14 protein-coding genes are annotated in these 15,416 nt (G+C 41.1%); 11 read left to right on the top strand and 3 right to left on the bottom strand.

Annotation, left to right across the window (positions count from 1 at the left end; translation table 11 throughout):
* The first annotated feature begins 277 nt into the window (after positions 1–277).
* A complete protein-coding gene (locus tag BK049_RS18320; protein ID WP_008361894.1) occupies positions 278–511 on the top strand; it encodes a hypothetical protein in 234 nt (77 codons plus the stop codon).
* 40 nt (positions 512–551) lie between these two features.
* Here BK049_RS18320 and BK049_RS18315 read toward each other — a convergent pair whose 3' ends face one another.
* Both BK049_RS18315 and BK049_RS18310 read right to left on the bottom strand, forming a co-directional pair.
* A complete protein-coding gene (locus tag BK049_RS18315) occupies positions 552–1,247 on the bottom strand; it encodes a YoaK family protein (protein ID WP_008361892.1) in 696 nt (231 codons plus the stop codon).
* A 34-nt stretch (positions 1,248–1,281) separates the two neighbouring features.
* The gene (locus tag BK049_RS18310; RefSeq protein ID WP_008361890.1) at positions 1,282–3,147 is read right to left on the bottom strand and encodes a DNA ligase D; all 1,866 of its coding nucleotides are present in this window, start codon (positions 3,145–3,147) and stop codon (positions 1,282–1,284) included.
* Between the two features lie 115 nt (positions 3,148–3,262).
* Between BK049_RS18310 and ku the strand changes: the two genes are divergently transcribed.
* Complete coding sequence (gene ku, locus BK049_RS18305) at positions 3,263–4,111, top strand: non-homologous end joining protein Ku (RefSeq protein ID WP_071169131.1); 849 nt, start codon at positions 3,263–3,265, stop codon at positions 4,109–4,111.
* Positions 4,112–4,277: 166 nt separating this feature from the next.
* On the opposite strand, the gene BK049_RS18300 is transcribed toward ku, so the two are convergent.
* Positions 4,278–4,721, bottom strand: a complete 444-nt coding sequence (locus tag BK049_RS18300; RefSeq protein WP_071169130.1) for a DUF2188 domain-containing protein — start codon at positions 4,719–4,721, stop codon at positions 4,278–4,280.
* Between the two features lie 160 nt (positions 4,722–4,881).
* Between BK049_RS18300 and BK049_RS18295 the strand changes: the two genes are divergently transcribed.
* From BK049_RS18295 to BK049_RS18255, 9 genes are all read left to right on the top strand, one after another.
* Positions 4,882–5,355, top strand: coding sequence for a VOC family protein (locus tag BK049_RS18295; protein WP_008357884.1), 474 nt, complete (start codon positions 4,882–4,884; stop codon positions 5,353–5,355).
* A 48-nt stretch (positions 5,356–5,403) separates the two neighbouring features.
* Positions 5,404–5,817, top strand: coding sequence for an Rrf2 family transcriptional regulator (locus BK049_RS18290; protein ID WP_071169129.1), 414 nt, complete (start codon positions 5,404–5,406; stop codon positions 5,815–5,817).
* 135 nt (positions 5,818–5,952) lie between these two features.
* Positions 5,953–6,804, top strand: coding sequence for an SDR family oxidoreductase (locus BK049_RS18285; protein WP_071169128.1), 852 nt, complete (start codon positions 5,953–5,955; stop codon positions 6,802–6,804).
* A gap of 314 nt (positions 6,805–7,118) precedes the next feature.
* Positions 7,119–8,714: a M48 family metalloprotease gene (locus tag BK049_RS18280; protein ID WP_071169127.1), complete on the top strand. Its 1,596-nt coding sequence runs from the start codon at positions 7,119–7,121 to the stop codon at positions 8,712–8,714.
* Positions 8,715–8,941: 227 nt separating this feature from the next.
* Positions 8,942–9,658 carry a (Fe-S)-binding protein gene (locus BK049_RS18275; RefSeq protein WP_008357879.1) on the top strand — a complete coding sequence of 239 codons (717 nt, stop codon included), beginning with the start codon at positions 8,942–8,944 and terminating at the stop codon, positions 9,656–9,658.
* A gap of 21 nt (positions 9,659–9,679) precedes the next feature.
* Positions 9,680–11,104, top strand: coding sequence for a LutB/LldF family L-lactate oxidation iron-sulfur protein (locus BK049_RS18270; protein WP_071169126.1), 1,425 nt, complete (start codon positions 9,680–9,682; stop codon positions 11,102–11,104).
* Entirely contained in the window at positions 11,101–11,823 is a 723-nt protein-coding gene (locus BK049_RS18265; RefSeq protein ID WP_071169125.1) for a LutC/YkgG family protein, read from the top strand. The genes BK049_RS18270 and BK049_RS18265 overlap by 4 nt, the downstream gene beginning before the upstream one ends.
* A gap of 136 nt (positions 11,824–11,959) precedes the next feature.
* Positions 11,960–12,868: a DMT family transporter gene (locus tag BK049_RS18260; protein WP_008357871.1), complete on the top strand. Its 909-nt coding sequence runs from the start codon at positions 11,960–11,962 to the stop codon at positions 12,866–12,868.
* A gap of 315 nt (positions 12,869–13,183) precedes the next feature.
* Complete coding sequence (locus BK049_RS18255; RefSeq protein WP_071169124.1) at positions 13,184–15,400, top strand: RNA ligase; 2,217 nt, start codon at positions 13,184–13,186, stop codon at positions 15,398–15,400.
* Positions 15,401–15,416: the final 16 nt, after the last annotated feature.

Genomic DNA, 15,416 nt, shown 5'->3' with positions numbered 1-15,416 from the left:
TTCTTATTAAACGCTGCAAGAACGTTTAATAAGAAGTATTCGCAACAAAGGGGGTGTGCAAATTTGTTACCTGCTCCATTATTCTAAATAAACATAGGGCAGAGCAACAAGTTAAAAAGGTCACCTTTCTTTGCTTATTTTAATTTTTTGCAGGACTTTTCATTCAAATTTTATCAAATTGGTCTATTGTACATAGAAATTGTTACAAAAGAGGAAACACCGCTCCATTTGTCACGCATATGATGAGATGAGGTGTAAGCTGAAGGCAGGTGATTGTATGGACCCACGGGCATATGGAGGTTTTCATGGAGGCGGTTTTAGCGGAGGGGCAGCACATATCGGGCCGGTTGGCACTCATATTGGGTTTGGCGGGTATTACGTCAGCCCAGGTGTGTTCTCTGGTTTAGGTGGTTTTCCCGGATACGGGGGATTCGGGACATTTTCCGGATATCCGTATGGCTCAACGTTCATTATGGGACGTCCTCCTGGTTTTTATGTGAGGAGTTATTAATGGATGATCAATGTGATTGAAATAGCCAAATAGTGATTGGCTATTTCAATTGATGAAGCTGCTTGCATGCAGCAGTGATAATAATCACACCTAAAATAGCGATAGGAAGCCAAATAATGATAAACGGATCGAAGGTGTCCGCGTATGCAGCTAAAGCGGCTCCTAGGCAGTAAAAGACAATAGATCCAATTCGCATCAAGCTCACATGCTCAATGGGGGCTCTTCTTTTTTCTCGATTTGATAGACGCTGCGCCAAATCTTCAAACAGGTTAGCGAGCGTACTCGTTAGTACGGTTGTAGAAATGCCAGCAACATTTAATTTACGTGCGGCAGCTGTCTGCAGGCCCATCGCCATACTTAAAAGGATAATTAGCATAAAATAAGCACCCTGTGTATAAGGAAAAATGGCCATGAGGGCAAATAAAAGCAAAATGATCACTTCTATGATAAAGATGCGTGTAACGGCTTTTGGCCAAAATGTTTTCTCGTGTTTCCCGCCAATGACAACGGCTAATAAAACACCTAAAACAAATCCGCTCAGTGCTGTGATGGAATGTAAAGCTGTTAGCTGCAATGAACTTCCTGCTGCGATGCCAAGCAGCACAATATTCCCAGTCATATTCGCTGTAAACACATGTCCTAGACTTAAATAGCCAATGACATCTACAATTCCTGCGGAAAGACATAAGAAGATTAGTGCTATGTTTCGAAATGAGTGTGCGGTCAAAATGGTCATCCCTTTCCTTCTCTCTAATGAATAAGTGTAACGCTTAATGACCGCGTATGTCCATTATATGAGCTGGAAAAATATCTTGTAGCTGATGTAAGACTTGTCTAAAAGCAGCATCATTCACATGATGCCTTATTGGCCGAAATGGATCGCCTTTTTCCTTTAGGCGCTCAATGACAGCTGGCATTGTAAACAAAGAAGGGTGAAATTCTTCGCCATTTAATTCATCCCATTCAATCGGTGTCGCAACAAGTCCAAGCTCGTTTCCTCTTGGGGAATACGGGGCGATGATTGTTTTTCCAGCATCGTGCTGAAGGTAGTCTAAATATAAACGATTGCCGCGTTTTTTCTTTAGACGTTCCAAAGTAAATAGCTCTGGTGATTGTTCACATAAAAATTGGCATATAAAAGCGGTGAATTGTCTAGTTTCTTCATATGTGAAGGCATTTTTCTTTAATGGAATATAAACTTGCAGTCCTTTCCCGCCGCTTGTTTTAATAAATGCGGTGAGAAAGAGTCCATCTAAAATGGCCTTGATTCTTTTGGCTGCTTCTACCGCTAGGTGAAACTCTTTAACTGATGGCGGATCTAAATCAAACACAATATCCACCGGTCGATCGGTATCTCTTGTTTCAAAAGGGATATGAAATTCCATTGCCAGCTGGTTGCCGAGCCAAAGTAGCGTATTAGGATCATTACAGACCGTGTAAGAAATATCATGAGCTTGATCTATCTCAACGAAATCAGGCGCATAATCGGGCGTTGACTTTTGATAAAAAGATTCTCCTCCAATGCCATGAGGAAACCGAATTAAAGTAAGGCGTCTTTCACGTAAAAAGGGTAATAAATAGGGAGCTGCCTGTCTCAAATAAAGTAAGTAATCTTCCTTGGTGATATGAAGGAGAGGTACTATCGGTTTCTCTGGATGAGTGACGTCAATGATGGCTGGCAGCGGATATAGCTGTTTGAGCATGTGCTGAAATGTACACGTGGCTGGATCTTCATCAAGTAAAAACGAAGAAAAACGGGGCTCTCGTAAGGCTGAACCATCAAAGGAGATACAGGCAATACTTGCGACAATAGATGGCGGGAGTTCATATTGTGATGCCCCTGTCAAATGGCCTTTCGTTTGAAATAACGCGCGCAGGGTTTGTGCTTCTTCTTTAGAAAAACCATGCTTGAATTGGACAACCTCTTTGAGAGCCGTTTCATGATAAAGACATCCTTGAAAATAGCCATTGTCTTGATTAAATCGGGTCACTATCACAGATACATACCGCCAATTTTTGATTTTCAGCCATTCCTTTGAGCGGATATTGTCCTGCCATTGACTCGTCTTCTTTTTCGCTACAAGCCCCTCTGCTAAATACGTCGTCATTAGCTCTTTTGCATATTCAGCATGCCTTTCAGTTTTAATGATCTGAAGGAGGGAAGGGTGAGTCAATTGAATAGATGGTGGAAGTTGTGCCGTTTGGAATACTTTCTTCAGAGCTTCTTTTCTGTCAATCAGCGGTAAATGGACGAGGGGTTTGCCTTTAAATCTCAATAAATCAAACGCAAGAAAGTGACACGGAAAACGCTCCGCCTGCATTTGAATGGTTTTTTTGCATTTCAACCGGCCTCTTTGCTGAACCTTTGCAAAATCGCTTTGCTGTTCACTCAGTAAAAAGACCAATTCGCCATCCAGAGTGAGCGGTAACAAAGGAGCAAGCGATTCCTTTAATCGCTCGCATGCATCCATCACCTCAGGAAACTGTTCGTTTAAACGTTTTCCAGCTCTACTCTCTAAATGGATCTCGTCTTTTTCCCATACAAGAATAACCCTGAAGCCGTCATATTTTAATTCATACAGCCAGTCTGCACCAGCAGGAACATCTTGTGCGGACGTTAATCGCATCGGTTTCATTGTGCTTTTCACTTCCTTGACTCATGTGTTCTTAGAGTGGGATGAAATTTTCATAAACATACATAAGTCTGATGAAAACATTACATAGTAAGGAGAAAAGAACGGAGGCGTCACGATGCATACAGTTTGGAAGGGCGGAATTAGCTTCGGATTGGTCAATATTCCAGTGAAGCTGTTTACCGCTACAGAGAACAAAGATATTAAATTAAGGCAGCTGCATAAAGAATGTCATACACCGATTAACTACAAAAAGGTTTGTGCCAATTGCGGCGAGGAGGTAGCGCCAGAGCAAATTGTAAAAGCGTACGAGTATGCCAAAAATAAGTTCATTGAATTGGATGATGAAGAGCTCGAAAGGCTGCGAAAAGAAAATGAAGAAAAAGCCGTCGAAATCATTGATTTTGTGAAAATAGAAGAAATCGACCCCATCTATTATGAAAGAAGTTATTTTCTATCTCCAGATACCGGCGGAGCGAAGGCTTATTCATTATTAAGAAAGGCTTTACAAGAATCGGGGAAAATCGGAGTAGCCAAGATCATGATCCGCTCAAAGGAGCAATTAGCAATCGTCAGGTGCTATGAGCATATTCTACTAATGGAAACCATTCATTTCCCCGACGAAATTAGACAAGTATCAGACGTTCCGAATATCCCTCAAGAGGAAAACATTGTGAAGAAAGAGTTAGATACAGCGCTCCTTTTAATTGAGCAGTTAACCACAACGTTCGATCCAGCCGCATATCAGGATGAATATAGAGAGCAGCTGATGAATGTAATTGGAGACAAAATCTCTGGAGAGCATACGGTGCAGCCAGAAACGACGGGCAAAAAAGATGCTTCAGCCAATGTCACCGATTTGATGGCCGCTTTGCAGGCTTCGATCGATCGATCAAAACCGGCAAAAACGAAAAAAGCAGCACCTAAGAAAAGAAAAGCACCCGCTAAAAAAGAAAAGAATGCATAAAGCAAAGAGCGCCCTTTGTCTTCTCTCCAGCGTGATAGAAAACCTTTGAAGTCTAGGAAAGACGAGTACCGGCGCGGAGCGAATTTGATATTCGTGAGCACAGGCACGCAGGACTGACAAAGAATGCGAGGGTTTGTCTACACGCTAAGACCGCCCTTTGGCGGTCTTATTTTGGCCGAATCACATCCTGAATCGTCCCGTCTTTACGGTGGATGACAACAGATGTGCCTTTTTTCGTTGAGATGTCTTTCGCTCGGTCAATTGCTTCTTGTTTCGTGTCTTTCACCTCACTTGCACGCTTCGCTTTTTCAGTTTGAACCGCCCAGCCTTCATCATGTTTCACGACATGCTGCGCATGGTCCATGAGCTCTGGTCTTGCAGAGGTGCTTTTCTTTGAAGGCATCACAGAACCATGAGAGCAAAAATCTTCCATTTCTTTCTTCGCGGCATTCTTTTTCCACTCTTTTGCTTGATTGATCGCAATTGGAATGGCTCTATCTTCTTCATAGCCCTCCTGCATCATTTTATTGGCAATCTCCAGCGCCTTCTTTCTTACGACTGTTTCCAGCGATTGAAATGAATCAGGATCATCGTTCATTGTCCAAGGCATAGCGGACGCTCCTTCCTTTTAATTGAGCAATTTCCCGCATCACGATTGAACCAAACATACAAGTCATTTCAACCAAATGGCTGGGATAAAATACATCGTTTTGCTGAGGCAGAATGTTTTCAATTCCCGCAAAATAGAAGGGAGTAAAGGAGTGATAGAAATGATGATGAAAGGCTTGTATGAAGCACATTTACCTGTCAGTGATATCAAGGCATCCATTTCTTTTTTTGAAAAATTGGAATTAACGCTTGCTTATGAAAATGAAAGAGTGGCATTTTTATGGATTGAGAAAGGAAAGACCTGGCTTGGCATATGGAAGGCCGATATGTCCACTATCCCATATCATCCAGCGACTCGACATGTAGCTTTTCAAATTGAAACATCCAGCATTGAACAGATCAAAGCTTGGCTGATAGAAAAAGGGATCAGCATTCATCCGATGTTTGGCTTTTCGGAAGAGCAGCAGCCTCTAGTTCTCGATAATCCGCCACAATTTCATGCTGCTATTTACTTTCTTGATCCAGATGGAAATCTGCTTGAATGCATAGCACCGCTTGAAATTGATGCAGTAGAAAATAACGACATGATGACATATAAAGATTGGGTAAGAAAGAAAAATCCGTTTATTGATTGACAAATCCCTTCATTGTAACTATATTGATTACAACGGTGGTGAAGGATTGTGAAACAAATTAGCAGCAGGTATACGATTGCTGTTCATATTTTGTCATTTATTGCGGGTGTTCCAAAGGAGTGCACAGGAGATTTTATTGCAGAAAGTGTCAATTCAAATCCTGTGATTGTGCGAAAGATAATGGCTATGCTGAAGCGAGCAGGTCTGATTGAGATTCGCCGCGGAGTAGGCGGTGCTTATTTAAAAAGACCGGCAGAGGCTATCACATTGCTTGATGTGTACCGGGCTGTGGATGTAAGCGCAGATGAACAGCTATTTAACTTTCATCAGCCAGTCATTGCATGTCCAATTGGTCAAGCCATGGATACGAGACTGCGGCAAGAACTTAAAGAAGCACAGTCAGCCCTTGAGAAACACCTAAAGCAAGTGACGATTAAGCAATTATTGACGGAGGCGGAATAAAAAAGCTCATGCAACGGAGCTTTTTTTACACCTTTGTTGTAACCATTCTGATTATAACGGATGTTATCATTTAAGACGCTGCATGTTCCTTTCATGAAACATCACCGCCTAAAGAAAAATGAGGAGGTCAAACAAATGAAATTATTAGTGACAGGTGCAACAGGACAACTTGGATCGCTCGTCGTCAAACATTTACTGGCGAAAGTACCAGCTGAACAAATTGCGGTCAGTGTTCGAAATCCAGAAAAAGCAGTGCATTTAAAGGAAGCAGGGGTGGATGTACGTAAAGGTGACTTCACTCAGCCGGACACACTGCAATCGGCATTTGAAGGAGTTGACCGTCTATTGATCATTTCAACGGCTGATGGAGATCGCGTCAAGCAGCATACAGCGGCCATCGAAGCGGCAAAAGCAGCAAATGTTTCATTTATTGCTTATACAAGTGTGGCGAATGCTAGAGAGAGTCAGCTTGTCCTTGCAAGTGATCATGCAAAAACAGAAGAAGCCATTTTGGCCTCTGGCATTCCTCATGTATTTTTAAGGAACAATTGGTATTTAGAAAATGAAAAAGACACGATTCTGGCGTCAGTCAGCGGTGCGCCATTTTTAAGTCCTATTGGCGAAGGAAAAGTCGGCTGGGCTACGAGAAATGATTATGCAGAAGCGGCAGCCAATGCGCTAACACTGCCGGCACATGACAAAGACATATATGAATTGTCAGGACCGCTTCGGACGCACACTGAACTTGCACAAATGGTCAGTAAGGTGAGCGGTAAAGACATCAAAGTAGAAAAAATAGATGTAGACACATTTGGAGAATTTTTAGCTTCAAATGGTGTACCGAAAGAAGTTGTTCCATTTTTCAAAGCCATTCAAAGTGGAGTTCGTGATGGTGCCTTAGCGGTCGAAAGCAATGATTTCGAAACATTATTAGGCCGCTCTTTAACACCTATTGAAGAAGCAATCAGTGAATTGATTTCAAAATAAACATCAAAAAAACGCCCGGTCAAAAGGGCGTTTTTTTCATTCAACTTCCTTAATTAAGTTTACTTGAGAATCTTAAGAATTTTCAGGTCTATTAAGCGATGAGACAGCTCTTCTATAACTATTTTTTAGAAAATATAGATGTATTTGTCTGTTGATGGTGTATAATTATGTATTTAGATGTTAAAATTCTGATAAGTAATTCTAGCAAATGGATGACCATAATGATCCCTTTCTTACTAAATAGTTGAATACCAGAATGATTAGCTTCAGTCATTTAACTTTTTTAATCCTTTAAATCAGCAGGATGTGATGAAATGTTACGAAAAGCCTCCCTTTCATATCTTATTGCAAGCATTATGACAATAATCGTCATTTTGATTGAAGTTGGTGCCCGTTCAGCAATTGTTTCGCCATTTGTTCTACTTGACTCGAACAAAGTAAACACTCCTAAAGTATTCATCTCCCATTCTCTTTTTCAGGGTGAGTTTTTGTTAACCTATCAAGAAGGTGACTCCAAAGGTCGTTCAGAAGCAGCCTTTCAATTGGGGGGAAAGCAAATAAATTTCACAGAGATTCCATCTGAAAATGGACTCAGCACGATTGAAAAAGGCAAAATAATGAAGGAAAATGCAGTGGTTTTTTTAAGAAGGGGTTTTGCCCCTATTCATGATGATATGATCAAGATGGAACAGGTATCGCAAAATCCTTTTTTCTCTCAATATCGCCTAACCAATCTAACAGAAACAACTAAAGTAAAAGCTGAATTTAAGCATAGTGCTATATTTGTGATTTTTATGACTTTGCTTGGAATCCTTTTGCCTGCTCTATTATTTTTATTTTTTAACCTTCATGAATCTATGAAAAACCTATTCACACTATTTATTCCTTTTGTTCTAGCCATTTTTCTTCCCTTGGGATTAAATTATTATTTCTTAATGGGGTACGTGCTATCAATAACAGGATCTTATGTTTTAAGTATCATTCTCTCTATACTTGTGCCTTGTTTCCTGTCAGTCTTATTAACAGCTTATTCATTTGAGTATACGACAAAGGATTCACCTAAAGAATTAGAAGGACATGAAGGCACGTTAGGAGATTCATTCTTCATGAATGGTAGGGAGCAAGTCGTTTTGTTTGGTGCCGTCACATTATCGTTGTTTTATTTCGGGACTTATTTATTCCTTCCTTTGTCGTTTCAAGCGAACATCATGGATAATCTTTTTCTATTTTGTGCATGGTACGTCGCTCTAGTAACCATATTTATTATTGGCTACTCAATCATTCAAAAAATAATCAATAAATATGAAGTATTACATACGGATGAATTTATGAACATTCGCAAAGATATTGAGTATAGGACGAACCAAAAGGTAACTATTTGGATAAAAAAAGACTCACAACATGATGTGAATGCCTGGGTATATTCATTTCAACTTCCATTTACAAGAAGAGTCAATCTGTATGTGACCGAAGGGTTATTAGATCAGTTTGAAACAGAGGAGATTCGTGCTATCTTATATCATGAAATGGGACACGTGAAGTTAAAACACGCGCATTTTACCATTTTCCTAACTTTAATGGTTACCTTACTGATGGGAATCAGTATGTATTACGCCAGACAGGTTATGCTTGCCAATGGATGGTGGCAATATATATTTATTTTCCCAATAGGGATCATTATCATGATTTTCATAACGGAATGGCTGCCAAAGAAAATCAGCCGGTTATTTGAGATTCAGGCTGATAAGTTTGCTGTTTCCCACCTTCATAATAAAACGTTGTATCTCCATACTTTGATTAAATTAAGCACCCTTGTTGAAGAAGATGGAGATGATGGAAGAAAATCTGAATGGCGTGAAAGCCATCCATCTTTCGAAAAACGAATTGATTACGTAAAGAAAACCAATTAAGTTGAAGGAGTTTTACACATGCTGGCATACTCTAGCTAAACTTTCTCAAACGCCCGGTCAAAAGGGCGTTTTTTGCTGCAGCAATCAGGGGATGATGTCCAAACTTTAGACAAATCACTGCATTGAAATTTCAGAAAATTGGGATTAAAATGAAATGAAGGTTAATGATTTAGTTAGTAGATGACCAGATTTGAAATCAAGTGCAGCAGAAGAAGGGAAGTTCGCCAATGAGAGTCAGTTTATTCGTTACCTGTTTAATTGACACCCTCCAGCCTCATGTAGGAAAGGCGACAGTTGAGGTGTTAGAGCGGCTCGGTGTGGAAGTGGAATTTCCGGAGAGTCAGGTGTGCTGCGGACAGCCAGCTTTTAACAGCGGCTATAAACAAGAAACCATAAAAGCAGCAAAAAACATGATCAAAGCTTTTGAATCAGCTGAATATGTCGTGACACCATCAGGTTCTTGTAAGGCGATGTTTTTAGAATATCCTCATCTTTTGAAAGAAGATGCAGTGTGGTCAGCGCAGGCTGAGGCGCTTGCTGCGAAAACGTATGAATTAACGGAATTTATTGTTGATCTATTACACGTAACAGATGTAGGTGCGAGTCTGAAAGGAAAAGCTACCTATCACACCTCCTGTCATATGACGAGACTGCTTAGAATGAAGGAAGCGCCTTTTACACTGTTGTCAAATGTCAAAGATCTAGAGATGGAACCATTGCCTCACGCAGAAAATTGCTGCGGGTTTGGCGGGACCTTCTCTGTTAAAATGGCACCCATTTCTGAGCAGATGGTCGACGAAAAAGTACAAAACATTGAGGAAACGGGCGCTGAATATATCATTGGTGCTGACTGTGGATGCCTGCTGAATATCGGCGGAAGGCTGAATCGTCTTCATAAGCCAATCAAAGTGATGCATATCGCAGAAGTTCTAAATAGCCGCTGACACAAAGAGGGGGAACGGCACATGAGTATGAAAATTGGAGAGAAGGCTTTTAAAGAGCGGATCAAAGAAGGATTAGAAGACACTGTGATGAGAGGCGCTGTTTCTTCAGCACAGGAGCGCCTTTATAAAAGACGGATGACTGCAAGTGAAGAGCTTGGAAACTGGGAAAAGTGGCGTGAGCTTGGTGAGGACATCAGACAGCATACACTTGCACACCTTGATGAATACTTATATCAATTAAGCGAGAGCGTGAGTGAACGTGGTGGTCATGTCTTTTTTGCAAAAACAAAGGAAGAGGCAGCAGCGTATATTCAAGATGTGGCACAACAAAAAGCGGCCAAAAAGATCGTGAAATCAAAATCAATGGTCACAGAAGAAATTGCAATGAATCAAGCGCTTGAAGAGCTTGGCTGTGAGGTCGTTGAAAGTGATCTAGGAGAATATATTTTGCAGGTAGATGATCATGAACCTCCTTCACATATCGTGGCACCGGCTCTACATATGACGAAAGAACAAATACGGGAAGTATTTCATGAAAAGCTCGGATACGACATGTCAGAGACCCCTGAAGAAATGACGAAATTTGTGAGAGCTTTGCTAAGAGAAAAATTTCTTGAAGCAGATATTGGTGTAACGGGCTGTAACTTTGCTGTGGCTGACACCGGTTCGATTTGTCTTGTAACGAATGAAGGGAATGCGGATCTTGTCACGGCCATTCCAAAGACACATATCGCAGTCATGGGGATGGAGCGGCTTGTGCCAACGATGGAGGAACTAGATGTCCTTGTTGGTCTTTTGTGCAGAAGCGCAGTCGGTCAAAAGTTAACAAGCTATATCTCTGTCGTAGGACCAAAAGAAGAAGGAGAAGTTGATGGGCCAGAAGAATTTCATTTGGTCATTGTGGATAACGGACGGTCACATATATTAGGGACGGAATTTCAGCCAGTACTGCAATGTATTCGCTGCGCGGCTTGTATCAATGTATGCCCCGTTTACCGGCATGTAGGCGGACATTCATACGGCTCAATTTATCCGGGTCCGATCGGTGCTGTTCTCTCGCCGCTTCTTGGCGGCTATGATGACTACGAGGAGCTCCCTTTTGCATCAAGTCTTTGCGCAGCCTGTACGGATGCTTGTCCAGTGAAAATTCCCCTTCATGAATTATTAATCAAACATCGACAAGTCATCGTTGAAAAAGAGGGGAGAGCGCCTAAAGCGGAAATGATGGCCATGAAAATGTTCGGAATGGGGGCATCGACTCCCGCCATGTATCAATTCGGAACAAAAGCGGCCCCTGTTTTGATGAATCGTATGGCTTCAAACGGACAGATTTCAAAAGGAGTGGGTCCTTTAAAGAATTGGACAGATATTCGTGATCTCCCGGCTCCAAGTAAAGAAAGATTTCGAGATTGGTTTAAAAAGAAACAAAAGGAGGAGCGGCAATGAAAGGAACCATTTTTCATCGAGATACGTTTTTAGCTCATATCCAGCAGCAATTAGGCAAAGGCTCCTCTGCGCCTACATCTATTCAGCGTCCAGTATGGAAACATCAAGTCAACTGGGAAACAAGCGAATTTCTGTCTAAAGAAGAATTGGTGGAGCAATTGAAGAAGCAATGTCAGCAAATTCACACAAGAGTGCTAGAAACAACGCCAGATGAAGCACCCTCTCTATTCCGATTATTGATGACAGAGTATGGAGAAGGTTCTGTGATGACGTCGAGCGATCGTCGTTTTTCGCAATACGGATTTGATGCTATGTTGAAAGGCTTGCAAAAAGAAGGAATCACCGTCACGAGCTGGGGGGAAGATGCAACAAGAGATGAAAATCTAAGGCTGGCAGAACAAGCGAAATATGCAGTTGTGTTCAGTGATTACACACTTGCAGAATCAGGCACAGTTGTCCTTTCATCCCATCATGGTCAAGGGAGAGCGCTTCATTTTTTACCAATGATGTATATCGTTTGTATCGAAAAAAGCACGATTGTTCCAAGAATGATTCACGCCGTTTCGGCTCTTCATCGCTCAGTTGAGGAGGGGGTGCGGGCGAAAGGAGCCATTCATTTTATATCAGGTCCGAGTAATTCTGCCGATATTGAAATGAATTTAGTGGTCGGTGTTCATGGTCCGGTTCGAGCTGTTTATCTATTAATAGATGATGAATGAGGGCTTTTGTGATGAAAGCCTTTTTACTCTTTCACAAGTTTTAAAAAATCATCTTGCTTCTAGGCGAATGGACATAGTAAGATGACGACATAAAAGGTGAAAGGTCATCTACTGCTGATGCAAAGGAAGCTTACTGATGGAAATGAAAACAACTGCTCCAAATAAGTCAATTGCGGTACCGCTTGTGATATCCATTATTGCCATTTCGTTTTCTGCAATCATTGTAAAATGGTCAAGTGCTCCTGCTGCGATTTTAAGTATGTATCGAATGCTGTTTGCGGCGGCTCTCATGCTGCCGTTTATCCTTCCAAGAAAAAAAGAGTTTCTCTCGATAAAGCGCAGAGACTGGTTTTTCTTATGTATGTCAGGCTTCTTTTTAGGGCTCCATTTTGTCTTGTGGTTTGGCTCACTGAAGCTGACGACAGTGGCAAGCTCTACGATCATCATCGCTCTTCAGCCGATGGTGTCATTATTAGGCGGATTTCTCATTTTCCGTGAACGAACAACGAAGTCCGCCATATTTACAATGTGTGCGGCAATTGTTGGTGCACTGATGATTGGATGGGGAGATATCGGGCATAGCCAGAAGGCCATCACAGGAGATATATTATCCTTTCTAAGTGTGATTGCAGTTGTTTGTTATTTATTAATAGGTCAACAGGCTGTGAGAAAAATATCTCATTGGATTTATAGTTTTTGTGTGTTTGGTTTTGCCGGTCTTTTTTTAATTTTATTTAACCTGCTTCAGCATACGCCATTCACAGGCTATGCAGAGAAAGAATGGGGAATTTTTATCCTGCTCGCCATTATTCCTACCATGTCCCATGTCATTAATAACTGGCTGTTAACCTATGTGAATGCGACGACCATCTCCATGAGTATTCTCGGTGAACCTGTCGGAGCGACGATACTGGCTGTTTTCCTGCTCGGAGAGAAAGTTACGTTGCTACAAATGTTCGGTGGTCTTCTTGTCCTGTTAGGTGTCTTTTTCTTTTTGATGCAGCAGCGTCAAGGAATCATAATGAAAACAAAAAAATCCGGTTAAGCCCCGGATTTTTTACTCTTTTCAATTATTTTTTTCAATGACTTTGTTTCATCTCGTCTCGACTTTCTTCAATTCTAATTGTTTTCTTCTTATCATTCGAAATGCGATGACTAGGATGGTCACGATAAATGCGATGAATAAAAGAGAGAACATCTGAAATAGGATATCCCCCGTGTTGAATACAAGACTCTCTTCATGAGACGTGTATAAAATCTCCTTTTTCTATCTATATATTACCATAATCATTAAAAGATTGATATTTATCCATAATTTCTCTATAATAGGTGAAATATCACTCATTAAAGGAGAACCAATATGAGAACTTTAGTCCTTTTACGAGGCCTACCAGGTGCAGGTAAATCAACATGGATCAAAGAGCAAGGCTTAGAGCCATATACATTATCAGCTGATCAGATCCGTCTGTTAACCCAGCCGCCGCAGTTATCAGTCAATGGGAAACCGGAAATTACAAGCAAACATGATCATAAAGTCTGGTCTTTATTATTTGAATTGCTCACAGCCCGAATGGAACGCGGAGACTTTACTGTGATTGACGCAACACATGTCACAAGTAAGTCGATTTCTCAATATAAGTCATTAGCCACTTCGTATCGTTACAGAGTGTATGTCGTCGATTTTACCCAAGTTCCTCTTGAAACAGCCCTGCTACAAAATCGCTCACGAGAACCGCACAAAGTGGTGAAAGAGACGGTGTTGTATCAAATGAATGAACGGTTAAAAACGGAGAAGGTGCCGTCATGGGTGACCGTTTTACAGCCTGAGGAATATCCGCTCGTGATGACCTATCAGCCTAGAGCTTTTGATCAATATGAGGCGGTTCATGTCTTCGGTGATATTCATGGGTGTTATACAGCCTTGAATACTTATCTGCAAGGAGACATTAAAGAAAACGAGCTTTATATTTTCGCAGGTGATTTGCTTGATAGAGGCATAGAAAACAAGGAAGTTTTAGCATGGATGCTTGCGCATAGAGAATGCCGAAATGTCATTGTAATTGAAGGAAATCATGATCAGCACCTTTACCGGTTTGCACATGGAGAAAAAGTAAGAAGCAACATGTTTAATCGGCATACTGCGCCTGAAATTGAGGCAGCAGATTTTGATCTAAAGGAAGTAAGAAAGTTTGTCAGAACATTTCATCAGCTTACTTATTTTACGTACCACGGACAGACATATCTTGTCACCCATGGCGGACTCGCTCATTTGCCAGAAGAGCTTCTTCATGTCTCAACCCAGCAGCTCGTTCACGGAGTTGGTGAATATTCAGATGACATTGACCACTTATTCGTTCAAAACACAGCTGGATTAGACATCATTCAAATTCACGGGCATCGCAATTTATACAGACTGCCTATACAAGCGGCAGAAAGGTCTTATAACCTCGAAGGTCAGGTTGAATTTGGCGGACAGCTGCGTGTGTTAAAAATCACAGCTGACGGGATTGAGACACATGAAATTGATAATCCTGTTTACAGAGCATCTGAAAAAAAGCAAGCGGTCTCTGTTCAACCAGATATGACGCTTGAGGAATTTTTAGCGCACTTAGACCAGCATGAATATGTACAGGAATTAAAGCTGCCACACGATATTTCATCCTTTAATTTCACGAAGAAGGCTTTTAGTGAACGGCAATGGGATGGCGTAAATGTCAAGGCACGAGGTTTGTTTGTGAATATGACTTCAAAGCAGATTGTGTCTAGAAGTTACAATAAATTTTTTAATATTGATGAGCGTCCTGAAACAAAAATGCAGCATTTGGTCAATCACCTTCAATTTCCTGTTACGGTCTATGATAAAGCAAATGGATACTTAGGAACGGTTGGATTCAACGAATTAGAAGATGAGCTGGTGTTTACGTCCAAATCGTATACATCACATGTGAAGAAAAATCAGCATGCTGTCTGGGTCGAAGAATTATTTTATAAAACCTTTGATGATGTGCAGGTCGACTATATCAAATCATACGTTCGTGACCATCATGTATCTCTTGTATTTGAAGTCATTTTGCCAGAGAAAGACCCACATATTATCTCATATGATCATGACCAACTTATTTTACTGGATATTGTAAAGCGTCAGCTGAGCTATGAAAAAGCGCCATTTGCTGAAGTGAAAAGACTAAGTGAACAGCTTGGCATGCGCTGCAAACAGGAAGTGGCAGTGTTTCATGATTGGACGTCTTTTTATAAATGGTATCAATCTGTATCACATGACAACTCAATCAAAGAAGAGGGCTATGTCATTGAGGATGACCGCGGCTTTATGACGAAACTAAAACTTCCTTATTATCATTTCTGGAAGCAGATGCGCGCCGTTAAACAGCGTGTTGCCGAGAAACGCTCCACACATAAATATATGCAGGCTTTACAAACGGCAGAGCAAGCAAGGTTTTATACGTGGCTGCTGAAGCAAGATCCAGTGAATGTGAGAAACTGCTCAATTATTGAGCTGCGTTCACAATTTGAGCAAACTGATGCAGCCCATTTGAATAATGACGGAATAAATGCATAGTCTAAAAAAGAGTCTT

The organism is Bacillus xiamenensis (assembly GCF_001857925.1).
GTDB classification, from domain to species: Bacteria; Bacillota; Bacilli; order Bacillales; family Bacillaceae; genus Bacillus; species Bacillus xiamenensis.
The sequence above is the reverse complement of the archived record's forward strand: the minus strand, read 5'-3'. Positions and strand labels throughout refer to the sequence as shown.